This is a genomic window from Herbiconiux oxytropis, assembly GCF_024979315.1.
In the GTDB taxonomy this organism is placed as follows: domain Bacteria; phylum Actinomycetota; class Actinomycetes; order Actinomycetales; family Microbacteriaceae; genus Herbiconiux; species Herbiconiux oxytropis.
Map to the genome: position 1 here is coordinate 290,629 of NZ_JANLCK010000004.1, position 24,403 is coordinate 315,031.

At 70.5% G+C, this 24,403-nt stretch carries 22 protein-coding genes; 12 read left to right on the forward strand and 10 right to left on the reverse strand.

Annotation, left to right across the window (positions count from 1 at the left end; all coding sequences use genetic code 11):
• Nucleotides 1–46: 46 nt before the first annotated feature.
• The 4 genes from metX to N1028_RS09895 all read left to right on the forward strand — a co-directional run bounded on the left by metX (nt 47) and on the right by N1028_RS09895 (nt 4,572).
• Nucleotides 47–1,252, forward strand: coding sequence for a homoserine O-acetyltransferase MetX (gene metX / locus N1028_RS09880; protein WP_259527454.1), 1,206 nt, complete (start codon nt 47–49; stop codon nt 1,250–1,252).
• A 136-nt stretch (nt 1,253–1,388) separates the two neighbouring features.
• Nucleotides 1,389–2,552, forward strand: a complete 1,164-nt coding sequence (locus N1028_RS09885; protein ID WP_259527462.1) for a sensor histidine kinase — start codon at nt 1,389–1,391, stop codon at nt 2,550–2,552.
• On the forward strand, nt 2,549–3,844 hold the full coding sequence (locus N1028_RS09890; protein WP_259527464.1) for a hypothetical protein: 1,296 nt from the start codon (nt 2,549–2,551) through the stop codon (nt 3,842–3,844). The genes N1028_RS09885 and N1028_RS09890 overlap by 4 nt, the downstream gene beginning before the upstream one ends.
• A gap of 20 nt (nt 3,845–3,864) precedes the next feature.
• Nucleotides 3,865–4,572: a response regulator gene (locus N1028_RS09895; protein WP_259527467.1), complete on the forward strand. Its 708-nt coding sequence runs from the start codon at nt 3,865–3,867 to the stop codon at nt 4,570–4,572.
• A 26-nt stretch (nt 4,573–4,598) separates the two neighbouring features.
• On the opposite strand, the gene N1028_RS09900 is transcribed toward N1028_RS09895, so the two are convergent.
• Together N1028_RS09900 and N1028_RS09905 are read right to left on the reverse strand one after the other, a co-directional pair.
• Nucleotides 4,599–4,919: a thiamine-binding protein gene (locus N1028_RS09900; protein WP_259527478.1), complete on the reverse strand. Its 321-nt coding sequence runs from the start codon at nt 4,917–4,919 to the stop codon at nt 4,599–4,601.
• Nucleotides 4,867–6,150, reverse strand: a complete 1,284-nt coding sequence (locus tag N1028_RS09905) for a glycosyltransferase 87 family protein (protein WP_259527480.1) — start codon at nt 6,148–6,150, stop codon at nt 4,867–4,869. Before N1028_RS09905 ends, N1028_RS09900 begins: the two co-directional genes overlap by 53 nt.
• Nucleotides 6,151–6,262: 112 nt before the next feature.
• Here N1028_RS09905 and N1028_RS09910 point away from each other — a divergent pair, with 112 nt between their 5' ends.
• On the forward strand, nt 6,263–6,952 hold the full coding sequence (locus N1028_RS09910) for a YceI family protein (RefSeq protein WP_259527482.1): 690 nt from the start codon (nt 6,263–6,265) through the stop codon (nt 6,950–6,952).
• 23 nt (nt 6,953–6,975) lie between these two features.
• On the opposite strand, the gene N1028_RS09915 is transcribed toward N1028_RS09910, so the two are convergent.
• The gene (locus N1028_RS09915; protein ID WP_259527484.1) at nt 6,976–7,854 is read right to left on the reverse strand and encodes an ADP-dependent NAD(P)H-hydrate dehydratase; all 879 of its coding nucleotides are present in this window, start codon (nt 7,852–7,854) and stop codon (nt 6,976–6,978) included.
• An 18-nt stretch (nt 7,855–7,872) separates the two neighbouring features.
• Here N1028_RS09915 and N1028_RS09920 point away from each other — a divergent pair, with 18 nt between their 5' ends.
• Nucleotides 7,873–8,961 carry an NADH:flavin oxidoreductase/NADH oxidase gene (locus tag N1028_RS09920; RefSeq protein WP_259527493.1) on the forward strand — a complete coding sequence of 363 codons (1,089 nt, stop codon included), beginning with the start codon at nt 7,873–7,875 and terminating at the stop codon, nt 8,959–8,961.
• A gap of 39 nt (nt 8,962–9,000) precedes the next feature.
• Here the strand turns inward: N1028_RS09920 and N1028_RS09925 are convergent, their stop codons facing one another.
• Genes N1028_RS09925 through guaB1 form a run of 3 tightly spaced genes read right to left on the reverse strand, consistent with a single transcriptional unit; the run spans nt 9,001 to nt 12,812 of the window.
• A complete protein-coding gene (locus N1028_RS09925) occupies nt 9,001–10,035 on the reverse strand; it encodes a hemolysin family protein (protein ID WP_259527494.1) in 1,035 nt (344 codons plus the stop codon).
• Nucleotides 10,028–11,323, reverse strand: a complete 1,296-nt coding sequence (locus tag N1028_RS09930; protein ID WP_259528109.1) for a hemolysin family protein — start codon at nt 11,321–11,323, stop codon at nt 10,028–10,030. The genes N1028_RS09925 and N1028_RS09930 overlap by 8 nt, the downstream gene beginning before the upstream one ends.
• Before the next feature lie 37 nt (nt 11,324–11,360).
• Nucleotides 11,361–12,812: a GMP reductase gene (gene guaB1, locus N1028_RS09935; RefSeq protein WP_259527496.1), complete on the reverse strand. Its 1,452-nt coding sequence runs from the start codon at nt 12,810–12,812 to the stop codon at nt 11,361–11,363.
• A gap of 145 nt (nt 12,813–12,957) precedes the next feature.
• Between guaB1 and N1028_RS09940 the strand changes: the two genes are divergently transcribed.
• A complete protein-coding gene (locus N1028_RS09940) occupies nt 12,958–16,770 on the forward strand; it encodes a multifunctional oxoglutarate decarboxylase/oxoglutarate dehydrogenase thiamine pyrophosphate-binding subunit/dihydrolipoyllysine-residue succinyltransferase subunit (RefSeq protein WP_259527502.1) in 3,813 nt (1,270 codons plus the stop codon).
• Between the two features lie 77 nt (nt 16,771–16,847).
• Here the strand turns inward: N1028_RS09940 and N1028_RS09945 are convergent, their stop codons facing one another.
• Nucleotides 16,848–17,090, reverse strand: a complete 243-nt coding sequence (locus N1028_RS09945) for a zf-HC2 domain-containing protein (RefSeq protein WP_259527511.1) — start codon at nt 17,088–17,090, stop codon at nt 16,848–16,850.
• The gene (locus N1028_RS09950) at nt 17,087–17,689 is read right to left on the reverse strand and encodes a sigma-70 family RNA polymerase sigma factor (protein WP_259527513.1); all 603 of its coding nucleotides are present in this window, start codon (nt 17,687–17,689) and stop codon (nt 17,087–17,089) included. The genes N1028_RS09945 and N1028_RS09950 overlap by 4 nt, the downstream gene beginning before the upstream one ends.
• Before the next feature lie 108 nt (nt 17,690–17,797).
• On the opposite strand from N1028_RS09950, the gene aroA reads away from it, so the two are divergent.
• The 4 genes from aroA to N1028_RS09970 are packed head-to-tail and all read left to right on the forward strand — an operon-like array spanning nt 17,798 to nt 21,630.
• Nucleotides 17,798–19,156, forward strand: a complete 1,359-nt coding sequence (gene aroA, locus N1028_RS09955) for a 3-phosphoshikimate 1-carboxyvinyltransferase (protein WP_259527521.1) — start codon at nt 17,798–17,800, stop codon at nt 19,154–19,156.
• 10 nt (nt 19,157–19,166) lie between these two features.
• On the forward strand, nt 19,167–20,243 hold the full coding sequence (gene rsgA, locus N1028_RS09960; protein WP_259527529.1) for a ribosome small subunit-dependent GTPase A: 1,077 nt from the start codon (nt 19,167–19,169) through the stop codon (nt 20,241–20,243).
• A 9-nt stretch (nt 20,244–20,252) separates the two neighbouring features.
• Nucleotides 20,253–21,104 (forward strand): inositol monophosphatase family protein, encoded by an 852-nt coding sequence (locus tag N1028_RS09965; protein ID WP_259527531.1) that lies wholly within the window; start codon nt 20,253–20,255, stop codon nt 21,102–21,104.
• A 4-nt stretch (nt 21,105–21,108) separates the two neighbouring features.
• Entirely contained in the window at nt 21,109–21,630 is a 522-nt protein-coding gene (locus N1028_RS09970; protein ID WP_259527532.1) for a septum formation family protein, read from the forward strand.
• 32 nt (nt 21,631–21,662) lie between these two features.
• Here the strand turns inward: N1028_RS09970 and N1028_RS09975 are convergent, their stop codons facing one another.
• Both N1028_RS09975 and N1028_RS09980 read right to left on the reverse strand, forming a co-directional pair.
• Complete coding sequence (locus N1028_RS09975; RefSeq protein WP_259527533.1) at nt 21,663–23,177, reverse strand: S1C family serine protease; 1,515 nt, start codon at nt 23,175–23,177, stop codon at nt 21,663–21,665.
• A 65-nt stretch (nt 23,178–23,242) separates the two neighbouring features.
• On the reverse strand, nt 23,243–23,689 hold the full coding sequence (locus tag N1028_RS09980; RefSeq protein ID WP_259527542.1) for an META domain-containing protein: 447 nt from the start codon (nt 23,687–23,689) through the stop codon (nt 23,243–23,245).
• 49 nt (nt 23,690–23,738) lie between these two features.
• Here N1028_RS09980 and N1028_RS09985 point away from each other — a divergent pair, with 49 nt between their 5' ends.
• Nucleotides 23,739–24,401, forward strand: coding sequence for a histidine phosphatase family protein (locus tag N1028_RS09985; RefSeq protein WP_259527545.1), 663 nt, complete (start codon nt 23,739–23,741; stop codon nt 24,399–24,401).
• Nucleotides 24,402–24,403: the final 2 nt, after the last annotated feature.

The window sequence follows — 24,403 nt, forward strand, 5'->3', positions numbered from 1 at the left end:
GCCGCATGTCGCCTGCGCCGCAGAGGCGGCGGCGCAGAAAGAAAACATGGACTGGCAGACGAACGAAGACACCGTACCCTCCGGCTTCATCACCGATGCGCAGATCAGGTCGGTGCTCGGAAAGCCCCCTGCGTCGGGCGCGTGGCGGGAGGGTGACCCCGTGGGGCGGCGGCTGTTCGCCGATGTCGGTGAGTTCGTGTTCGAGAACGGGGTGCGGCTGCCGCAGACGCGACTGGCGTACCAGACCTATGGCACGCTCTCCCCGGAGCGGGACAACGCGGTGCTCGTGCTGCACGCGCTGACCGGCGACAGCAACCTCAACCATCCGGCCGAGCCGGGACATCCGACCGACGGCTGGTGGCCGGGGCTCGTGGGGCCCGGCCTGCCGATCGACACCGACCGCTGGTTCGTGGTGGCGCCGAACATGCTGGGCGGCTGCCAGGGCTCGACGGGCCCCTCCTCGATCGCCCCCGACGGCGCGGAGTGGGGCGCGCGCTTCCCGTACACCACCATCGCCGACCAGGTGCGGGCGCAGCACGCCCTCTCGGAGGTCCTCGGAATCGATCGCTGGTTCGCGGTGGTCGGCGGTTCGATGGGCGGCATGCAGGTGCTCGAGTGGGGCGTGCGGTATCCGGATGCCATGGACCGCATCGCCGTGATCGCCGCGCCCGCGCTCAGCTCGGCCGATCAGATCGCGCTGAACTCGGTGCAGGTGCAGGCCATCCGTGCCGACGCGGCCTTCCACGGCGGCGACTACTACGACGCGGCCGACGGCGAGGGCCCGCACCAGGGCCTCGCGCTGGCAAGGCGGATGGCGCTCTTGAACTACCGCAGCCCGAGCGAGCTGAACGGCCGGTTCCAGCGCAGCTGGCAGAGCGGCATCAGCCCGCTCGGCGGTGGTGGCCGCTTCGCGGTGGAGTCATATCTCGACTTCCATGGCAACAAGTTCACCCGCCGCTTCGACGCGAACACCTACATCACGCTGGTGGAGGCCATGAACTCGCACGACATCGGCCGGGGACGGGCGGGGATCGTGCCGGCTCTCGAGTCGGTCACGGCGCGGGCGCTCGTGGTGGGCATCGACAGCGACCGGCTGTTCCCGGTGGAGGACCAGGCCCTCATCGCCCGCTACCTGCCGAACACCCTCGACGGCGACGAGCCCGTGGTGATCGAGTCGAAGTTCGGCCACGACGGGTTCCTGATCGAGTTCGACGAGGTGGGCCGGGAGATCGCGCGACTCTTCGCGGAGTGACGAAAATGCGGCCGGGGATCCCACTCGCGTGCGGATCCCCGGCCAATTCCCCCCAGAACTGATTCGAGATTACCGACACCTGTCGAGTTGCTCTCGCCCCAATTCAGGGGGTAGTCCCCGCCGATAGGATGCAGACGTGCCCCGGACCGAGCGCGAACGCCACAAGCTCCTCACGCGTACAGCGCGCAATCTCGGTCTCCTCTTCGCCGGATCGTCCTTCATCACCGTGGTCGTGGCGAACGTCGCCGACCTGGGTCCGGTCGCCCCGGCCCTCGCCCTGATGGTGCTCACGGGGTTCGGCTTCTACCTCGTCGGTTCGACCCGCACCCCCGTGATGCCGGTCGCCACCTATGTGATCTCGCTCGCCACCCTCGCGGCGTTCTGCCTCCCGGGCGCCGCCGTCTCCGACACCGCCACGACGAACGGCATCACCCTCTTCGCCTCCACGGCCATCCCGTCGCTCATCGCCACTCTCGCCGCACACCCGCGGTTCCTCTGGCTCGTCATCCCCGCCTATGTCCCCGTGCTCGTGCTCGTGGTGGCCGCCACCTGGCCCACGGGGCGAGGGGCGTTCGTGATCGCCTCGGTGCTCGTGGGCTGGACCGCTCTGTTCGTGGCGGCGTCGTGGTTGTCGGCGAGCCTTCGGCGAGCCTTCCTCGGCATGGCCCGGCTCGGCCGCGCCCACGCCGTCGAGCGCCAGTCGAGCGAGCTCGAGGCGCAGCGTCGGCACGGTGCACGGCTGCTGCACGACACCGTGCTCGCCACGCTCACCCTGCTGGCCCACTCGGGGATCGGCGTGCAGCCCGAGGCGCTCCGCAACCAGGCGGCGGAAGATGCGCGGCTGCTCCGCCAGCTCCGCCTCGGGGGCACCCCGATGCCGCGCTCCTCCGGCGGCTACACCCTCGAGCGCGTGGAGACGGGCGATCTCGGCCACACCCTCGAATCGGTGAAGCAGCGCTTCGGCAGGATGGGCCTGCAGGTGGCGTGGCACGGATCTGGTCAGATCCTGCTGCAGAGCCACGTGCTCGACGCCTTCCTGCTCTCGCTCTCGGAGTGCCTGGAGAACGTGCGGCGGCACGCCGAGGTCGGTTCGGCCGACGTCACGATCACCGAGGACGACACGACCGTGCGTGCGATGGTGACCGACGCGGGCGTGGGCTTCGACCTCGACGCAGTCGATCTCGAACGACTGGGGCTCGCCGAATCGGTCATGGCGCGCATCCGCGACGTCGGAGGCAAGGTGCGGCTGTTCTCCTCCCCCGGTTCCGGGACGACCGTCGTGCTGGAGGTGCCGAAATGACGGAGCCTCCAGCCCTCCGGCAGCGACCGGGCTCCCGCGGCCGCACGCGATCGGGCCGTGCGGATGCGCCCGCCGACGGCATGCTCACCCAGCTGGTGCGCGCCCGCAGGATGGGCCCGCGCGCGGTCGACGAGGTGCGCCAGAACATCGAGCGCGATTCGCGCCTGGGGCTCGGCTACCTCGGGATCGGCGCCGTGATCGTCGGGCTCATCCTGATCTGCCGCGGTCTCGTGTCGCTCGGCTGGACCTGGCAGGTCAACGACGGGCGGGTGCTGTCGGTCATCGCCTGGGTGATGGTGATCGCCGCCTTCGCCTCCGCCGTGCTGCTCGCCCGCCGCCGCCGGGGCAACCTCCCGCGTTCGGCCTTCGCCCTCGTGCTCGCGGTGGACGTCCTCGCCCTCGTCCTCGACGAGATCGCTCTCCTGCAGAGCGACGGACTCAGCTACGGAACGGTCGGCATCGGCGTGGGCGCCACACTGCTCGCGAGCGTGACCTTCCGGCCGGCCACCGACGTGCTGATCGCCGTGAGCGTGCTGACCGGGCTCTCGCTCGCCTCGATCGTCTGGTTCGCCATCGCCGTGCCGGGCAGCGCGGGTGTCGCGATCGGCCAGCTCATGCTGACGGTCGTGCCGGTCTACGCCGGCATCGTCGTGGTGCGCTCGTTCGGCAACCTGGTGCAGCGCGAACTCGACCGCACGGTCGCCGAGAGCACGATCGGCGCGCCGCGCTACGGGCTCGGCCTCCTCGCCTCGTCGGAGCTCGCCCGCCTCGACCTCGCGGCGGAGGAGCTCCTGCAGGACGTCGCGACCGACCGGGTGCCCCTGCCGCTCGACAAGGAGCTCGCCGGCACCGCCTCGAGCCTCGCCACCGACCTCAGGCGGCTGCTCGTGGCCGGGCGGCGGGAGACCTGGCTGCACCACGCCATCGCGGAATCGGAGTACCTCGGCCCCGTCGTGACCCTGAGCGATCCCGACGGTCTCGCCGGCTACCTCGAGCCCGTGCAGCGCGACGGCCTGCTCTCGGCGATCTGGCTGATCGTCGACGAGTCCGGTCGTTCGACCCCCACCATCGACCTCGAGATCGGCCGACCGGGTTCCGTGGGACAGGCGCGCGTCGACGATAGGATGGTGCTCCCGATAGCCATCTCGATCGGCGGGATATCCCGTCGCCGCATCGATCCGGCCGTCTGGTCTGCTTTGTCCCGAGTCGGACAGTACTCGCTGGAGACCCGCACGGGCCGCCTCCGGGTCAGCGTCGACGCCCATGTCATCGTGCCGGACGCCTCGCGCTGATCCGGCCGGAAGGAGCACCCGTGTCGATCACCCGCGAGCCGATCCGCTTGGCCATCGTCGACGACCACCGCATGCTGCTGGGGGCTCTCACCGAGTGGATCCGCGGCGCCGCCGATGACATCAGCATGGTCGCCGCCGTCACCACGTGGCCCGAGCTGCTCACGCACCCGGAGTTCCCGGTCGACGTGGTGCTGCTCGACCTCGACCTGAAGGACAATCTGCCGGTCTCGGTCAAGCTGCGGGCGCTCAAGTCGGCCGGAGTCAAGACGGTGCTCATGAGCACCTACTCCGAGCCCGTCGTGGTGCGCGAGGCCATCGCGGCCGGAGCACTCGGCTACCTCGTCAAGAGCGAGGAGGCCGACATGATCGTCGAGGCCATCCGCGCGGCCTCGGCCGGCGACAGCTTCATCTCGACCGAGCTCGACCTCGCCCTCGCCGCCGACGACCTCGAGTCGGCCCCTCGCCTGAGCGCGCAGGAGCGTCGGGTGATGGCGCTCTACGGCGGCGGCGAGCCCGTGAAGCAGGTGGCCAAGGCGCTCGACATCTCGGAGGAGACGGCCAAGTCGTACCTCAAGCGCATCCGCGAGAAGTACCGCCTGGTCGGGATCGACGTGGGCACGAAGGTGGCCCTGCGCAAACGCGCCATCCAGGACGGCCTGCTGCCGCGCGACGAGTACCTCGGCAACCAGAGCGCCGACGACTTCGAAGACGACGTGCTGCCGAGCTGAGCTGAGCGGCAGGGCGAGGCCGGGCGCTAGGGCTGGGCCTGGGAGCGCTCGTCGAGCGCCGCCTCGAGCCGCTCGACCTTGCCTGTCAGTTCGCCCGACCGGCCGGGACGGATGTCGGCCTTCAGCACGAGCGACACCCGCGGTCCGTAGGCCTGCACGGCCAGGGTGGCGCGCTTGACGACGTCGAAGACCTCGTCCCACTCCCCTTCGATGGTCGTGAACATCGAGTCGGTGGAGTTCGGAAGCCCGGAGGCCCGCACGACCTCCACGGCCGCGGCCACCGCGTCGTGCACGCTAGCGTCGGGAGAGGTGCCCCCGGAGGGTGCCACCGAAAAGGCCACCAGCATGTTCGTCTCCTCGCGTCGTGGTCCTCCTACTCTTCCACAGCATCCGGATCGCGATCACGAGGAGCGCGACGCTCAGCACGTTGCGGATCGTGAGCACGACGAGCATGAGCGGGTCGAGGTAGAGCAGCCAGTCGTAGGCGATCGGGTAGATCACCTGGGTGAGCCCGCCCATCACGAGCGCCATCAGCGCCGGCAGCTGGAACCGCCTGCCCTGCGTGACCAGGCCCAGGATGACGGGGGCCGCGAGCCACACCATGAACTGCGGCGAGCCCACCTTGTTGAACACGATGAGCGCCATCACGAGGGCGAGCGAGAGCGGCGGCAGCACCGCGGTGGGTGAGGTCCCGGAGGCGACGACGACGACGGCCAGGGCGAGCACCGCCGCGACGGCGACCACGAGCAGCGGCGTCATCACGGCCGCAGCCGCCTCGCTGCCGGGCCCGGTGACCTGGAAGGTGAGGATGTCGAAGTCGTAGTAGACCCGGCTCGGATCGGCGATGCGCGCCATCCACATCCAGATCGTCGACACGGGCGACTCCACCTGGAGCCCGCGCCCCGTCTGCTCGGTCACGAAGCTGAAGACGTTGAGGCCGGAGCCGAACGCGAGGGCGCCGGCAGCGACCGCCACGAGGGTGCTCGCCGCGGCGATCGCGAGCCTCAGCCGGCGGCGCACCGCGACCACGCAGGCGGCGATCAGCACGGCGGGCCACACCTTCACCCAGGTGGCGAGGGCGAGCAGCACGCCGGCGACCACCGGCCGGTTGCGGGCGAGCAGGAGGCCGACGATCGCGAGGTCGACCGTGAACACGTCGATGCGCCCCACCGCGACGGGGCCGACGAGCAGCAGGAAGACGATCCACCACCAGGCGGCCACGATCCGGAGGCCGCCCGCGGCACGGGTGGGCCCGGCACCGGCGAGCAGGAAGGCGAATACCGCGGCGTCGGCCATCGTGACGATGAGCATCCACCCCACCCCGTAGAGCGCAGGTCCCAGCACGAGCGAGGCGAGCATGGGGAGGAAGGCGAGGACGGGATAGACCCAGGGTCCGTCGATACCGAGGCGGTAGCCGTCGAGGGACTGCTGCACCCACGGCAGGTAGACGTTCGTGACGTCTCCGAACGGCAGTCCCGGGTGCGTGAGGCCCACGGCGCCGAGCCAGACGTGCGCGGCGAGGAAGACGATCCACAGGATCACGGGCGAGCCGGCGAGTCGACGCACGTGATTCTGCACGACGGTCATCCTATTGCCCGCTCATTCCCAGCCGGCGACCACCTTGCTTTGTTCTACTGGTGAAGACGCCCCGCCGCGCCCCGATCCGGGCCGCCCCGACAGGAAGATCCGAGTGAACAAGCCTGCCAAGTACGCTGTCGCCCTCGTGGCGGCGGTCGTCGCCGTCGGTGCCGTCGCCGTCGTGGCGGTCCCCATCCTCGCCCGCGGGAGTCTGCAGAGCTCCGCAGCGTCTCAGCGCGTGGTTCCGACCGTCATGGCGGTGCCTGAGAACGCCGTCGCGACCCCCACCGCCACGACCTGGCGGCTCGGTCCAGACTCGAGCGTGGGCTACCGCATGAGCACGGTCGACGGGCTCGAGGTCTCCGGCAGCACCACCGAGATCGAGGGCGTCATCAGCCGCGCGGGCGAGACCGTGACCGACGCCGAGTTCATGCTCGACCTGTCGAGCCTCGTGAGCGAGGGCGACGCCCGCACGATGCTGCTGCAGGCCCTCGTGGCCGCGACCGGCGGCAACTCCACGGCATCGTTCGTGCTCACCGAGCCGATCGACCTCACGAGCGCGACCACCACCGTCGACGGCGAGGAGGTCGTGCCGATCACCGGTGTGCTCACCGTGCGCGGCGTGAGCAACGAGGTGCACGCGGATGCGACGGTCGACTTCGGCGACACCCGCGGCACGGTCACGGCCAGCATCCCCATCGACCTCGCGTCGTACGGGATCTCGCTCGTGGGATTCGGCGTGGTGCAGGTCGAGGACATCGCCTACATCGACATCGATCTCGAGGCGCAGCCCGGGCGCTGACGTCCTGCGCGGGATCGGCCGGCTCAGCCGAGCAGCCTCGCGATGATCCTGGGCACCGCCCTGGCGATGTCGAGCGCGGGCACGGGGCCCCCGTCGGCGGCCAGTTCGGCGGCTCGGGCGTGCACCCAGGCTCCCGTGGCGGCGATGGCCACGAGCCGCGCGGGCTCCTCGAGCACCGCCTCGGACTGCGCGGCCACGAGCGCGCCCACGATGCCTCCCAGCACGTCGCCCGAGCCGGCCGTGGCCGCCCAGCTCGTGGGCGCCTCCACCCGCGCGGCGACCGGCACGTCGCTCGGCGCCGCCATCGAGCTGGGGGCCGCGACGTGGGTGATCCGCCCCTTCAGCAGCACCACGCAGCCCGAGAGGTCAGCGGCGCGCTGGGCGGACGAGGCCGGGTCGACCCGCACGCTCGCGCGGTCGGTCCGCACCCCGAACGCGGCGAGCAGGGTCGTGAGTTCGCCCGCGTGCGGGGTGAGCACGGTCGCCGCCGGCGCCCGAGGCGCGAGATCGAGGGCTCCCGCGTCGAGCACGAGCGGCACGCCGTCGCCGAGGGCGTGCTCGATCCGCTTCCTGGCCGCGTCGTCGCGCTCCGCCGCGTCGGTCCCCGAGCCGATCAGCCAAGCCTGCACACGGCCCGGCTTGGTCACGGCCTCCGGGCGCGCGCTCAGCACGAGGTCGCTCGGCCGCTCGTCACCGAGGTAGCGCACCATACCGGCGCCGGCGCGCACCGCGGCCTCCACGCCGAGAACGGCGGCACCGGGGTAGCTCGCCGATCCGGTGACCACCCCGAGCACACCCCGGGTGTACTTGTCGTCGTCGGCCCGTGGCGCCCGCACCCAGGCCGACGCCTCGAGTTCGTCCCACCCCCGCCAGGACACCGCGGAACCCTCGTCGCTCGCCATGCCCTCAGAATAGAACGCGTGACCGAATCCGCACTCTTCCGCCCGCTCGCCCTCCGCTCCGTCACCCTCCGCAACCGCGTCTGGGTGGCACCGATGTGCCAGTACTCCGCCGACGAGCACGACGGCATGCCGAGCGACTGGCACCTCGTTCACCTCGGCTCGTTCGCCATCGGCGGTGCGGGCCTCGTGCTCACCGAGGCCACCGCCGTCTCGCCCGAGGGCCGGATCTCGCCGGAGGACCTGGGCATCTGGAACAGCGAGCAACAGGCCGTCTTCTCCCGCATCACGGCGTTCATCAGGGCCCAGGGCGCTGCGGCCGGCATCCAGCTCGCCCACGCCGGACGGAAGGCCTCGACCTACCGCACCTGGTCCGAGGTGCAGGGCACCGTTCCGGAGTCGGAGGGCGGGTGGCCCACCGTCGCCCCCTCTGCGGTGGCCTTCGACGGCTACGAGCGGCCCCGCGCCCTCGAAGCCGACGAGCTGCCGGGCATCGTCGACGACTTCCGTGCCGCCGCCCGGCGCGCCGTCGACGCGGGATTCGAGGTGATCGAGGTGCACGCCGCGCACGGCTACCTGCTGCACCAGTTCCTCTCGCCGCTGTCGAACGAGCGCACGGATGCCTACGGCGGATCGCTCGAGAACCGCGCGCGGCTGCTGCTCGAGATCGTGCGCGCCGTGCGCGCCGAGATCGGCGACGACCTCGCCCTGCTCGTGCGCTTCTCGGGCACCGACTGGGTCGAGGGCGGTTGGGACGCCGAGCAGACCGCCACCGTCGCCGGCTGGGCAGCGGAGGCGGGTGCCGACCTCTTCGACATCTCCAGCGGCGGCCTCGTACCGGCCTCGATCCCGGTGGGGCCGCTCTACCAGGTGCCCCTCGCGACCGAGGTCAAGGAGCGCGCCGGCGTCGCCGTCTCGGCCGTGGGCCTCATCACGACCGCTCAGGAGGCGGAGGGCGTCGTGGCCTCCGGGCGGGCCGACGCCGTGATGCTGGCGCGCGAGCTGCTGCGCGATCCGCACTTCCCCCTGCGGGCCGCGGGCGAGCTCGGCGCCGAGATCGACTACTGGCCGGCGCAGTACCTGCGCGCTCGGCCCCGCCGCCCCCGCTAGCGGGGCGGAGCCCGGCGGGGTCGCACGGCCGCAGCGCGGCTAACGCCTGGTGGCGTCCTCGACCTCGCCCACGAGCTCCTCGATGATGTCTTCGAGGAAGAGCACGCCCGTGGTGCGGCCGGATTCCGAGAAGGCCCTGGCGAGGTGCGCACCGCTCTTGCGCATGGCGGCCAGCGCGTCCTCGAGATCGGTCTTCTCATAGAGCGAGGGCAGCTGACGGATGCGCTTGGCCGGGATCGGGTCGTCGAACTCGTCGTCGTCGAGGTCGATCACGTCCTTCAGGTGCACGTAGCCTGCCGGCAGTCCGTCCTGGTCGAGCAGCACGTACCGCGAGAAGCCGTGCTTGGCGACGGCCCGCTCGACATCGGCGGGAGTCGCCCCCGCAGGAAGGCTCACGAGCGACTCGAGCGGCAGCGCGACCTCCTCGACGCGCTTCGAGGTGAACTCGAAGGCGGCGGTGAGTGTGCCCGTCGTGTCCGAGAGCATGCCCTCCCGCTGCGACTGCTCCACGATCGTCGACACCTCGTCGAGCGTGAAGGCGCTGGCGGCCTCGCTCTTGGGCTCCACCCTGAACAGCCTCAGCACGCCGTTCGCCGTCGCGTTCAGCGCCACGATCACGAACCGGAACACGCGGGCGACGCCCACCAAGGGTGTCGCGAGCAGCAGCACCGCGCGGTCGGGCACCGAGAACGAGATGTTCTTCGGCACCATCTCACCGAGCACCACGTGCAGGAACGACACGAGCACGAGCGTGATGATGAAGCCCACCGTTCCCACGGCCTCCTCGGGCAGCCCCGTCAGGTGCAGCGGGCCCTCGAGCAGGTGGTGGATGGCGGGCTCGGAGACGTTGAGGATGAGCAGGGAGCAGACGGTGATGCCCAGCTGGGTGGTGGCGAGCATGAGCGTGGCGTGCTCCATGGCCCAGAGCGCCGTCTTGGCGCTCGCCTTCCCCTGCTCGGCGAGCGGTTCGATCTGCGAGCGGCGCGCCGAGATCACGGCGAACTCCGCGGCCACGAAGAAGGCGTTGCCGGCCAGCAGCACGACGAGCCAGACGATCCCGAGCCAGTCAGACATCTGCGGCCTCCTCCTCGGCGGGGATGTAGCGGAGGCGGTCGATCCGGCGGCCGTCGAGGCGCTCCACGCGGAGCGCACCGCCCGGCAGGCCGACCTGGTCGCCGACGGCGGGGAGGCGGCCGAGCTCGCTCATCACGAAGCCGGCGACGGTCTCGTACGGACCGTCCTCCGGCACCGCGATCCCGGCCTGGTCGGCGAGCTCGTCGGGCCGGAGCATGCCGGGGAAGGTGGTGTCGCCGCGGCTGTGCACCACGCCGGCGCGGGTTCGGTCGTGCTCGTCGACGAGCTCCCCCACGAGCTCCTCCACCAGATCCTCGAGGGTCACGACACCCGCGGTGCCGCCGTACTCGTCCATCACCACGGCCATCTGGTATCCGCGACCGCGGAGTTCTCCGAGCAGCACGTCGAGCGCCATCGTCTCCGGAACCCGGATTGTCTCGGTCATGATCGCGGTCACGGGCACGTCTGCGCGGCGGTCGCGCGGGATCGACACCGCCTGCTTCACGTGCACGAGCCCCACGATGTCATCGATGTCGTCATCGATCACGGGGAAGCGGGAGTGGCCCGTCGAGCGGGCGAGGCCCAGCACGGTCGTCGCGGTGTCGTCGCGCTTGACGCTCACGATGCGGGGTCTCGGCGTCATGGCATCCGAGGCGTCGTGAGAGGCGAACAGCAGTGTGCGGTTGAGCAGGGTGGCGGTGTCGACCTCGAGGGTGCCCTCGAGCGCCGAACGCCTGACGAGCGAGGAGAGCTCCTCGGCGGTGCGCGCTCCTGAGAGCTCCTCCTTCGGCTCGATGCCGATGAGCCGCAGCAGGGCGTTCGCGCTGTTGTTGAGAAGGGCCACGGCCGGCCGGAAGACCATGGTGAAGGCGAGCTGGAACGGCACCACGATGCGGGCGGTCTTCAGCGGCAGGGCGAGTGCGAAGTTCTTGGGCACGAGCTCACCGATGATCATCGACAAGAGGGTCGCGAAGACGATGCCGATCGTGGCGCTGAGCGGAGGCACGAGGCCCTCCGGCAGACCGATCGCGAGGAACGGCTCGCGCAGCAGGCTCGAGATGGCCGGCTCCATGGTGTAGCCCGTGAGGAGGGTGGTGAGGGTGATGCCCAGTTGAGCGCTCGAGAGGTGGGTGGAGGTGTGCTTCAGCGCCGAGATGGTCGGCGTGAGGCCCTTCTCACCGCGAGCGGTGCGCGCCTCGAGATCCGACCGGTCGAGGTTGACGAGCGAGAACTCGCTCGCGACGAAGAGGCCGGTGCCCACTGTGAGCAGGAGACCGACCCCCACCATGATCCACTCGAAGAGCACCCGCTCAGTGTAGCTCCGGTCACCAGCTGACCGGCAGCGCCTTGCCCTCCTCGTAGCCCGCCGCCGACTGGATGCCGACGAGGGCCCGGTCGTGGAAGCTCGCCACGTCGGCAGCCCCGGCGTAGGTGAACGACGAGCGGACGCCGGAGGTGATCATGTCGAGGAGGTCCTCGATCGAGGGCCGCAGCGGATCGAGGTAGATCCGGCTCGACGAGATGCCCTCGGCGAAGAGGGTCTTGCGCGCGAGCTCGTAGGCGTCCAGGCGGCCGAAGCGCTCCTGCACGGCCTTGGTCGAGGCCATCCCCCAGCTCTCCTTGTAGAGCCGGCCCTCCGCATCCGCCGCCAGCCGGCCCGGCGCCTCGACGGTGCCCGCGAACCACGAGCCGATCATGACCGAGGCGGCCCCGGCGGCGAGGGCGAGGGCGACGTCGCGCGGGTAGCGCACTCCCCCGTCGGCCCAGACGTGGGCCCCGCGCTCCTTCGCGGCCGCCGCCGTCTCGAGCACGGCGGAGAACTGCGGCCGGCCGACCGCGGTCATCATGCGGGTCGTGCACATGGCGCCCGGTCCCACGCCCACCTTCAGGATGTCGGCGCCCGCGTCGACGAGGTCGTTCACGGCCCGTGAGGTCACCACGTTGCCGGCCACCACCGGCACGCCGAGCTTCGCCTCGCGGATGGCCTTGAGCGCGCGCAGCATCCCCTCCTGGTGGCCGTGCGCGGTGTCGACCACGAGCACGTCGACGCCTGCCGACACGAGCGCTCGGGCCTTGAGCGCGACGTCGCCGTTGATGCCCACGGCCGCGGCCACGAGGAGGCGGCCGTCGGAGTCGACGGCGGGCCGGTAGATCGTCGCACGCAGCGCGCTCGTGCGGCTGAGGGTTCCGACGACCGCGCCGTGCCGCACGATCGGTGCGAAGTCGAGGTCGGCGGCCACCATGGCGTCGAACGCGTCCCGTGGGCCGTCGATGTCGTCGGCCGAGATGCTCGTGAGCGCCCCGTGGTGCGCCGCACCCTGCAGCAGATCGCCGAGCCGGGCGTCCGGGAGCGCCGTCGCCAGGCGCACGGCCGGGATGCAGCCCTCGTAGTGGTCGCCGTCGTGGATCACGAGTCCCTGGCCCGGCACCGCCGGCACCTGGCGGAGCGCCTCCTCGACGGTCTGGCCTGCCTGGAAGGTGAAGGGCGTGTCGAAGGCCACCGACTGCTCCTTAACCCAGCGGATGGCGGCGTCGAGCTCCTGCAGCGGGAGATCCTGTGGCAGCACCCCCAGACCGCCGCGACGAGCGAGCGATGCCGCGAGCCTGGGCCCGGTGACCGAGTTCATGTTGGCCGACACGATCGGGATCGTGGCTCCGGTGCCGTCGGTCGGCGCGAGCGAGACGTCGAGCCTGCTCGTGACCGCGGAGCGGGAGGGCACGAGGAAGACGTCCGAGTAGGTCAGATCGTCGCGGGAAGGGTCACCGTAGAACTCCATGCGACCCACGCTAAACCCGCCGCCTCTGGTCTCGGGACTCCGCCCGTGGGTTTAGGCTTGAACGTGCACGTGTCCACGCGTGAAAGCAGCGCAGCAGACACCGACACGTGCCATCGTGAGGCAAACGGGAAGTGGGCGATCGGCTTTGGCTAGCCAAGTGACGGGAACGAGCACCGACGACGGCGCATCGGGAGAATTCGGGGCCAACGAGTGGCTCGTCGACGAACTGTACGAGCAGTACGTCGCCGACAAGAACTCGGTCGACAAGTCGTGGTGGCCGGTGCTCGAGAGCTACCGCGCGAACACGGGCGGCGCATCCACCGCCTCCGCCGCTCCCGCGAGCGAGGAGCCCGCGTCGAACGCGCCCGAGGGTGCCACGGGCAGCCCTGAGGCCCCCGTCACCGCGACACCGCCCGCCCAGACCGAGTCCGCGCAGATCGCCGAGGCCTCCTCGGCGCGGCCCGCGACGCAGCCCATCGCGAAGACCACGAGCATCGAGGCGCGCCCCCAGCCGATCCCGGCGGAGGCCCCCTCCACCCGGAGCGTCTCGGCGGAGGACGCCGCGAAGGACGACGCGGCCGCGGCCGAGAAAGACGTCGTGACCCCGCTGCGCGGCATGGCCAAGTCTCTCGCCACGAACATGGACGCGAGTCTCACGGTCCCCACCGCCACGAGCGTTCGCTCGATCCCGGCCAAGCTCATGATCGACAACCGCATCGTGATCAACAACCACCTGCGCCGCGCCCGCGGCGGCAAGGTCTCGTTCACGCACCTCATCGGCTGGGCCCTCGTGCAGGCGCTCAAGGAGTTCCCGAGCCAGAACGTCTACTACGACGAGGTCGACGGCAAGCCCTCCGTGGTGGCTCCCGCCCACGTCGGTCTCGGCATCGCGATCGACATGCCCAAGCCCGACGGCTCGCGCGCCCTCCTCGTTCCCGGCATCAAGCGCGCCGACACCATGGGCTTCAACGAGTTCCTCGCCGCCTACGAGGACCTCGTGCGCCGGGCCCGCGCCAACAAGCTCACCGGAGCCGACTTCCAGGGCACCACCCTCTCGCTCACCAACCCGGGCGGCATCGGCACGGTGCACTCCGTGCCGCGACTCATGAAGGGCCAGGGCTGCATCATCGGCGCCGGCGCCCTCGAGTACCCGGCCGAGTTCCAGGGCGCCTCGCCGCGCGTGCTGAGCGACCTCGGCATCGGCAAGGTCATCACCCTGACCTCCACCTACGACCACCGCGTCATCCAGGGCGCGGGCTCCGGCGAGTTCCTCAAGAAGGTGCACGAGCTGCTGCTCGGGGAGCGCGGATTCTACGAGAACATCTTCGCCGAGCTCCGCATCCCCTACGAGCCCATCCGCTGGGCGGCCGACATCTCGGTCGACGAGGCGAGTGCGATCGACAAGACCGCGCGTGTGCAGGAGCTGATCAACGCGTTCCGCGTGCGCGGCCACCTGATGGCCGACATCGACCCGCTCGAGTACCGCCAGCGCACCCACCCCGACCTCGACATCGCGAGCCACGGCCTCACCTTCTGGGACCTCGACCGCGAGTTCGTGACCGGCGAGTTCGGACTCTCCCGCCAGGCCTACCTCCGCGACATCCTCGGCGTGCTCCGTGACTCCTACTGCCGCAAGATCGGCATCGAGTACATGCACATCCAGGATCCCGCCGAGCGGCGCTGGATCCAGGAGAAGGTCGAACGCCCCTACGCCAAGCCCGGCCACGACGAGCAGATGCGCATCCTCGCCAAGCTCAACGAGGCCGAGGCGTTCGAGACCTTCCTGCAGACCAAGTACGTCGGCCAGAAGCGATTCTCGCTCGAGGGCGGCGAGTCGACGATCGCGCTGCTGGACGCCATCATCCAGGGCGCCGCCGAGGAGGGTCTCGACGAGGTCGCCATCGGCATGGCGCACCGCGGCCGACTGAACGTGCTCACGAACATCGCAGGCAAGACCTACGGCCAGATCTTCCGCGAGTTCGAGGGCACCCAGGATCCGCGCACCGTGCAGGGCTCGGGCGACGTGAAGTACCACCTCGGCACCGAGGGCACCTTCACGGCCTCCGACGGCAAGGAGATCCCGGTCTACCTCGCCGCCAACCCCTCCCACCTCGAGGCCGCCGACGGCGTGCTCGAGGGCATCGTGCGGGCCAAGCAGGACAGGAAGCCGATCGGCACGTTCTCGACCCTGCCCATCCTCATCCACGGCGACGCGGCCCTCGCCGGCCAGGGCATCGTGGTGGAGACCCTGCAGATGTCGCAGCTGCGCGGCTACCGCACGGGCGGCACGATCCACATCAACATCAACAACCAGGTGGGCTTCACGACTCCCCCGTCGGAGTCGCGCTCCTCGGTCTACTCGACCGACGTGGCGAAGACCATCCAGGCGCCCATCTTCCACGTGAACGGCGACGACCCCGAGTCGGTCGTGCGGGTGGCGCAGCTCGCGTTCGAGTTCCGTCAGCAGTTCCACCGCGACGTGTTCATCGACCTCATCTGCTACCGCCGACGCGGGCACAACGAGGGCGACGACCCCTCGATGACCCAGCCGCTGATGTACAACCTGATCGAGGCCAAGCGGTCCGTCCGCAAGCTCTACGTGGAGTCGCTCGTCGGCCGCGGCGACATCACCGAGGAGGAGTACGAGGCCGCGCACCGCGACTTCCAGGACCGCCTCGAGCGCGCCTTCGCCGAGACGCACGCAGCCCAGACCTCCTCGATCCCGGTCATCACGGCCGACACGCAGGCGGTCTCGGACCTCGAGCGCCCCGAGGCGCAGCGCGACGACAGCACGACGGCGCCGTTCGAGACCGCGGTCTCCGAATCGGCCATCCGCCTCGTGGGCGACGCGTTCGACAACAAGCCCGCCGGCTTCACGGTGCACCCGAAGCTGCAGCAGCTTCTCACCAAGCGCGTGGAGATGAGCCGCAACGGCAACATCGACTGGGCGTTCGGCGAGCTGCTCGCCCTGGGCTCCCTCCTGGTCGAGGGCACTCCGGTGCGTCTCGCGGGTCAGGATGCGCGGCGCGGCACGTTCGTGCAGCGCCACGCCGTGCTGCACGACCGTGAGAACGGTCAGGAGTGGCTGCCGCTCGCGAACCTCGCCGACAACCAGGCCCGGTTCTGGATCTACGACTCGCTGCTCTCGGAGTACGCGGCGATGGGCTTCGAGTACGGCTACTCGGTGGAGCGGCCCGATGCCCTCGTGCTCTGGGAGGCGCAGTTCGGCGATTTCGCCAATGGCGCGCAGACCATCATCGACGAGTTCATCTCGTCGGCCGAGCAGAAGTGGGGCCAGCGCTCATCGCTCGTGCTCCTGCTCCCGCACGGTTACGAGGGTCAGGGCCCCGACCACTCGTCGGCCCGCATCGAGCGGTTCCTGCAGCTGTGCGCCGAGAACAACATGACGGTGGCGCGGCCCTCCACGCCGGCGTCGTACTTCCACCTGCTCCGCCGCCAGGCGTACGCCCGGCCGCGGAAGCCTCTCGTGGTGTTCACCCCCAAGGCGATGCTGCGGCTCCGCGGAGCCACGAGCTCGGTGGAGGACCTGACGGCCGGCCGCTTCGAGCCCGTCATCGACGACGCCCGCATCACCGACCGCGACGCGGTGAGGAAGGTGCTGCTGCACTCCGGCAAGATCCACTACGACCTCGCGAGCGAGCTGCAGAAGAACCCGAACGACGCCATCGCCCTCGTGCGCGTGGAGCAGTTCTACCCGCTGCCGCTCGAGGAGATCAACCGGATCATCGCCGGCTACCCGAACGCCGAGCTGGTGTGGGTGCAGGACGAGCCGCAGAACCAGGGCGCCTGGCCCTTCATCTGCACAGAGCTCGCCAGCCGCCTCGACGGCCGCACCATCACCGTGGCCTCACGACCGGCGGCGGCCTCCCCCGCGGCCGGAAGCGCGAAGCGGCATGCGGTAGAGCAGGCAGAGCTCATCGCCAAGGCGCTGAGCTAGCCCCAGCCCTCCGCCGAAACGTCAGAATCCGCACCACACCCTCGCGGGTGGTGCGGATTCTGACGTGTGGGCGGGCGCTAGTGGGACTGGAGGGTGCGCAGCCGGGCCAGCAGCTGGTCGCGGAGTTCCTCCGGGGCCGTCTCCTTGCAGGCGCGCTGGACCGTCTGGGTGAGGACGATGCCCACGTGCAGCTCGGACTGGCAGCCCTCGCAGGTCTCCAGGTGGGCTCGGATGTCGGCCGCGTCGGTGCGGCAGATCTCGTTGCGCAGATACTCCTCGAGCTCGGCCCTGGCCTTGTCGCAACCGCAGTCGTTGGTCATTTCTTGCTCCCTCTGGCGGGCGCGGCGGTGGCCTCGAGGCCCCGCTCTCGCGCGTAATCGGTGAGGAGACCCCGGAGCAGTCGCCGGCCACGGTGCAGGCGGCTCATCACCGTGCCCACAGGGGTCTTCATGATGTCGGCGATCTCCTGGTAGGAGAAGCCCTCGACGTCGGCCAGGTAGACGGCCAGACGGAAGTCTTCGGGGATCGACTGCAGCGCCTCTTTGACATCGCTGTCGGGGAGGTGGTCGATGGCCTCTGCCTCGGCCGATCGGCTCGACAGAGAGGCGGTGACCGACTCGGCGGTGCCGAGCTGCCAGTCCTCCATATCGCTCGTCGAACCCTGGTAGGGGTCACGCTGCTTCTTGCGGTAGAGGTTGATGTAGGTGTTGGTGAGGATGCGGTAGAGCCAGGCCTTGAGGTTGGTGCCCTGCTCGAACTGGCCGAACGCCGCGTAGGCCTTCACGAAGGTCTCCTGCACGAGGTCCTGCGCATCGCTGGGATTGCGGGTCATGCGCAGGGCCGCGCCGTAGAGCTGATCGAGGAAGGGGATGGCCTGTTCCTCGAAGAGGGCGCGGGGATCTGGGGTGGGAGTGCTCATCGAGCCCAAGTCTACGACCGGGGCTGCGAGCTCCGGTGGGTTCAGTACTGCAGTTGCCGTCAAGCGCTGTTCCTCCAAGAATCCGTCGTCCGACTACTCTGATAACCGATGCCTGTTTCGAGATATTCCGTGCCGCAGTTCAACCCGTATGGCGACGACTCCCCGGTGTCGCACGACGAGCACTGGCCGGCTCCCCGTGCCACCGCGCCGATCCACGCGGTCCTCTCCCTGCCCGGTTCGAAGTCGCTCACCAACCGGGAGCTCGTGCTCTCCGCTCTCGCCGACGCGCCGTCGATCCTGCGCGCGCCCCTGCACTCCCGCGACAGCGACCTCATGGTCGAGGCGCTCCGCTCGCTCGGCACCACGATCGAGGAGGTCGACGGCTCAGGCGGCTTCGGTCCCGACCTGCGCATCACCCCCGCCGAGGAGCTCTTCGGCAGCACCACGATCGACTGCGGCCTCGCCGGCACCGTCATGCGGTTCCTTCCCCCCGTGGCCGCTCTCGCCCTGGGCCCCACCACGTTCGACGGAGACGAGGGTGCGCGTCGCCGCCCCATGGCCACGACCATCAGCTCGCTGCGCGATCTCGGTGTCGACATCGGAGACGACGGCCGGGCCGCACTGCCGTTCACCGTGCACGGCAGCGGCCGCATCCGTGGTGGCTCCCTCACCATCGACGCCTCCTCGTCGAGCCAGTTCGTGAGCGGGCTCCTGCTGGCCGCCGCGCGCTTCGACGAGGGCCTGGAGCTCCGGCACCACGGCGACCGCCTGCCGAGCCTGCCGCACATCGAGATGACGCTCGCCGCCATCCGGGCCCGCGGTGTGCGGGCGGTGTCGAACGAGCCCGGCTCCTGGAGCGTCGAGCCAGGCGCCATCGCCGGCGCCGACGTGGCCATCGAGCCCGACCTCTCGAACGCTGCGCCTTTCCTCGCGGCCGCGATCGTCACGGGCGGTTCCGTCGCCATCACGGGCTGGCCGTCGTCGACCACCCAGGTCGGGGCCGACCTCGCGGAGCTGCTGCCGTTGTTCGGCGCCACCGTCGAACTCGAAGGCGACCGCCTGACGGTCACGGCCGGTGACCGCATCCGCGGTGTGTCGATCGACCTCTCGACGGGAGGGGAGCTCGCGCCTCCGCTCGTGGCTCTCGCCGCCCTCGCCGACGAGCCGAGCGAGATCACCGGCATCGGCCACATCCGCCACCACGAGACCGACCGGCTGGCCGCTCTCGCGACCGAGATCAACAACCTGGGCGGTGAGGTCACCGAGCTGCCCGACGGACTGGCGATCACGCCGCGCCCGCTCCACGGCGGCCTGTGGTCGAGCTACGCCGATCACCGGATGGCCACGGCGGGTGCCCTGATCGGCCTCGCGGTCGACGGCGTGCTCGTGGAGGACATCGCGACCACCGCCAAGACCCTCCCCCAGTTCCCGGAGCTCTGGCACGGGCTCCTCACAGCAGGCGCGTGAGGGCTCGCCGATGAGCTGGTGGAGCGACGTCGACGACGAGGACGACGAGGGCGAGTACGGCGACTTCGACGAGTCGTCGATCCGTACGCGTCCGAACCCCAAGGCCAACCGCCCGCGCACGAAGACGAGGCCGAGCCACGACGACGCCGTGGCCGGTCGCGTGATGACCGTCGACCGCGGCCGGTTCACCGTGCTGATCGGCGAGGACACCCCCGAGGAGCACGCCGTCACCGCGTCGCGGGCCCGGGAGCTCGGCCGCACCGCGATCGTGACGGGCGACCACGTCGACGTGGTGGGAGACACGAGCGGCGAGTCGGGGTCGCTGGCGCGGGTCGTGCGGGTGAAGGAGCGCACCACCCTGCTCCGCCGGAGCGCGGACGACTCCGATGACGTGGAGCGCGTGATCGTGGCGAACGCCGACCAGATGCTGATCGTGGTCGCCGCCGCCAACCCCGAGCCGCGGGCCCGCCTGATCGACCGCTACCTCGTGGCGGCGTTCGACGCCGGGGTCACCCCCATCCTCTGCATCACCAAGACAGACCTCGCCGATCCGGCGGAGCTGCTCTCCGAGTTCGCGGCCCTCGACCTCCGCGTCGTCACACTCTCGCGCGACGACGTGCCCGTCGACGAGCTGACCGAACTGCTCGTGGGCAAGAGCACCGTGACGGTGGGGCACTCGGGCGTCGGCAAGTCGACACTCGTGAACGCGCTCGTGCCCGGGGCGGATCGCGCCACCGGGGTGGTCAACACCGTCACCGGCCGCGGTCGCCACACGTCCTCCTCCACCGTCTGCCTCCGGCTGCACTCGGGCGACGGGCGCACGGGCTGGATCATCGACACCCCGGGGGTGCGCTCGTTCGGCCTCGGGCACGTCGATCCCGCCAACATCCTGCGCTCGTTCGTGGCGACAGCCCATCTGCCCGAGACCCCTCCCCCCGGCGGCATCCCGCTGACCGAGGCGCACGACTGGGAGATCGTCGACCGCGTGGAGGCCGGCGAACTCGGCGAGAGCGGACGCGCCCGGCTGCACTCACTGCAGAAGCTGCTCGACACCACGGGGCCCTCGGGCCCGGCGGGCGGGCGCTAGCCTGGATCGGTGACCCAGGACAACGACCACGCCACCGCCCCGCACGTCGCCGACGACCTCGAGCTCGCGCTCCGGCTGGCCGACCACGCCGACTCGATCTCACGGAGCCGTTTCCGGGCCTTCGACCTGCACGTCACCGCGAAACCGGACCGCACGCCGGTGACGGACGCCGATCGTGCCGTCGAGGAGGCCCTCCGCGCCGTTCTCGCCGCCACCCGCCCGGGAGACGGCATCCTGGGCGAGGAGTTCGGGGAGGACGCGGGCGTCGACGGATCCGGATCGTCCCGCCAGTGGATCATCGACCCGATCGACGGCACGGCGAACTTCATGCGCGGCGTGCCGGTCTGGGCCACCCTCATCGCGCTCGCGGTCGACGGCGTGCCCGTGGTGGGTGTCGTGAGCGCGCCCGCCCTCGGCCGGCGTTGGTGGGCCGCCCACGGGCTGGGAGCCTTCACGACCGACGTGCAGGGCGACGGTCCCGACGAGGTGAGGGCGCTCCGGGTCTCGGGCATCGCCGAGCTCGCCGACGCCTCCCTCAGCTACAACAGCTTCAAGGGCTGGGACGAGGCGGGCCGGCTGCCCGAGCTCACCGCGCTCACCCGGGAGGTCTGGCGCACCCGCGCCTACGGCGAGATGTGGTCGTACATGATGGTGGCTGAGGGGCAGCTCGAGATCGCTGCCGAGTTCGACCTGCAGCCCTACGACATGGCGGCCCTCGTGCCGATCATCGAGGAGGCCGGCGGCCGGTTCAGCTCCGTCGACGGCGTGCCGGGGCCGTGGAGCGGCAGTGCCCTCGCGACCAACGGTCATCTGCACGACGCCACCCTGTCGCTCGTCTCCCGCGAACTGGGCCAGGATTGAAGACATGACGAAGCTCTCCGGCACGACGGTCCGCGCCACCACCACGATCCTGTCCTCCGCCGCTCTGCTCGCCCTCGGCCTCGCGCTCGGCGGCTGCTCGGCCCTGTTCCCGCCCTCGGCGCCGCCGGCCACCGACTCCGCCACGGGCGAGGAGATCGATCAGACCGACACCGACGTCTTCACCCTCGCGGTGGGCGACTGCCTGAACGACACCGCGTCCGAGGAGGTCACCGAGGTGCCGATCGTCGATTGCGCCGACGAGCACGACTTCGAGGTCTACGCCGAGTTCGAGGTGTCGGGCGATGAGTTCCCCGGCATGGAGGCCATCGACTCCGAGGCCGAGGAGACGTGTCTCGCGGAGTTCGAACCGTTCGTGGGGATCTCCTACGACGAGTCGATGCTCGGATACACGTACTTCTCCCCCACCGAGGAGTCGTGGACCCAGGGCGACGACCGTCTGGTCTCCTGCATCGTGGGCGACCCCAGCGGCAAGACCACAGGATCGCTCGCCGGCGCCGGGATCTGACCCGGCACCGACGCTGAACCCGCTCGCGCCGATCAGAAGTCGGCCGCGAAGCTGCCCATCACCTGTTCGATCGCGGGCAGGTCGCTCTCGGCGGCGATCGTGACCGTCACCACGATCACGAAGCTGCCGTCGGCGGGCTGGGCGGCCACGACCACGTAGTCGCTCGAACCTCCGCAGGCGGAGAAGTACTGGTAGCGGCCCTCGTAGACCCCGTCCGAATACGCATCCTCCGTCACCGGCGTGCACTGCCCGGTCAGCGAGGTGAGCGATGCGAAGACCGCCTCGGGCGTGAGGTCGGGGGCCGCGGGGGCTGCCGACACCGTGACCCCCGACGTGGCCCAGGACTCCTCGAACTGCGCGAGATCGGTGCTCGCCCTCACGTCGAGGAACTCGTGACCGCCGATTCCCGTGAACGAGCTGCCGTCGACATCGGCCCAGTCGGCGGGGACGTCGACACTCAGCACTCCGGAATCATCGGTGACCGTGACGTATGGCCGGTCGTCGTCGCCCGTCACGCTGCCGATGCCCGGCACTTCCACCGGCTCGAGCGGCTTGCCGTTGAACTGGCCGCGATAGAGGGCGTCCTCCGAGGGCCGGTAGACGTCGACGTCGATCGTGCCGTCGGCGCCCTGGGTGCGGACGACGTCGCAGTACTCCTCGAGCGTGCCCTCCTCGGCGAGGCTCGTGCCCGCCATGCGCAGCAGCAGGTCGCCCGGGAGGATGCCCGCGCCGTCGGCGGCGGAACCGGCCTTCACCGAACTCACCCAGACGCCGACCGCACCGTCCTCCTGCGGGGGCAGCGCCTGCGCGTTCACGCCCAGGCTCTCGACGTCCTCACCGTCGATCAGCCGCTTCAGCACCGCCTGCGCCTCGTCGCGGTGGATGGCGAAGTTCGAGTCGAGCTCGCCGATGCTCGCGTAGTTGATGCCCACGACCTCACCGTCGGCGTTCACGAGCGGGCCGCCGGAGTTGCCGGGGCGGATCTTCGCGTCGTGCTCGATCACGTGGTCGAGCGACGCCCAGGCCGACTCCCCCGCAGTGTCGTTCTTCGACACGATCCCCTGGGTGAGAGTGAAGTCCGGGTCGCCGAGCGGGAAGCCCGCTGCGTAGACCTGCTCACCGGTGGCGATCTCACCCTCCTGCCAGCCGAGGAACGGGAACCCCTCACCGTCGACCCGCACGACGGCGAGGTCGAGGCACTCCGATGATCCGAGGATCTCGGCGTCGTGCGCCGAATCCGCTCCGCCGACCTGCACGCTCATGGTTCCGGCACCGGCCACGACGTGGTTGTTCGTGACGGCGAGGCCGTCCGCCGAGATGAGGAATCCCGATCCGGTGCCCGCCTGCTCGGCGGAGGCGCCGTTCTCCGGGTCGGCGAACGTGCCTTCGGCCTCGATGCGGATGGTGGCCGACTGCACGGCGTCGAAACCGGCCGCGCCCGCCTGCCCGCCGCCCGAGCATCCACTCAGCACGGCGCTCGTGGCGATGAGCACGACGACCGCCGATGTGCGTGAGACGGCCACCCGGGATGTCGAGGGTCGGAACATGGGCTCTCCTCCGATCGAAGCACTGAGAATGCCTCAGCAACGACGATCATACAGAGAGCTGACGATTATTCGATAGATCCTTCTGGCGCCGGCACCAGGGTTACGAGCGTCTCGCCCGCCTCGTCGGCGAGCACGAGGGATTCGCCGTCGAGGTAAGCCGCACGGGAGCTGGTGAGGTACTTCGGCAGCGGAGCCCCCTCGCAGCCGATGAGCGTGCTGAAGCCTGCGGCGGTGGCCGTGATCGCGCCGTCCCCGCCGACGCTCCACGAGCCTGCGCCCCCGTTGCAGCCGTCCGAGCCCTTCCAGGATCCGTCGTCCGAGAAGGTGAGGTAGGGCTCGTTCGGTGCGGTGGTGTAGGTCTCGCCGGTCACCCAGGATCCGACGAGGTCCGATTCGGTAGCGGGGGTGCCTGGGCCGCCGGACGCGCCACTCGACGCGCACGCACTCAGGGCGGTGGCCACGAGGCCGATGCCGATGGCGATCACTGATCTGCGGATGATTCCGGATGTCATGTGGTTCTCCTCTGATCACCGCCCACGCTAGCAACATAGGCTGGACGCAATGCGACTCCTCCTGATCCGTCACGGCCAGACCATCGACAACGTGCGCGGCGCCCTCGGCACCGCTGTCCCCGGCCCCGGCCTCACCGCCCTCGGCCGCACCCAGGCGTCGGCCGTGCCGGCCGTCCTCACCGGCGAGCGGATCGACGCGATCGCCGTCTCGAGCATGCAGCGCACCCACGAGACGGCCGCGCCCCTCGCCGCCGAGCGCGGCCTCGTGCCCACCGAGCATCCGGGACTCCGCGAGATCACCGCGGGAGACCTCGAGCAGCGCACCGACCACGAGGCCGTCTCCACCTACCTCGGCACCCTGATGGGGTGGTGGACCGACCTCTCCGGCCGCTTGCCAGGGGGCGAGAGCGGCGAGGAGTTCTTCGCGCGCTACGACGGCGTCATCCGCGAGCTGGCCGCAGCGCATCCGGGCGGCACCGTGGTGGTGTTCAGCCACGGCGCCGCCATCCGCACCTGGGCATCGTGGTCGTCGTCGAACCTCGACGCCGCCTTCAGCCGCTCGCACGGGCTCGAGAACACCGGCATCGTGGTGCTCGAGGGATCGCCTGGCGAGGGGTGGGTCGCGACGACCTGGCAGGGCGAGCCGCTCGGTGGCGAGGCGCTCGACGACGCCACAGCCCCCGACCCCACCGGGGAGCCGCTCGGGCACTAGAG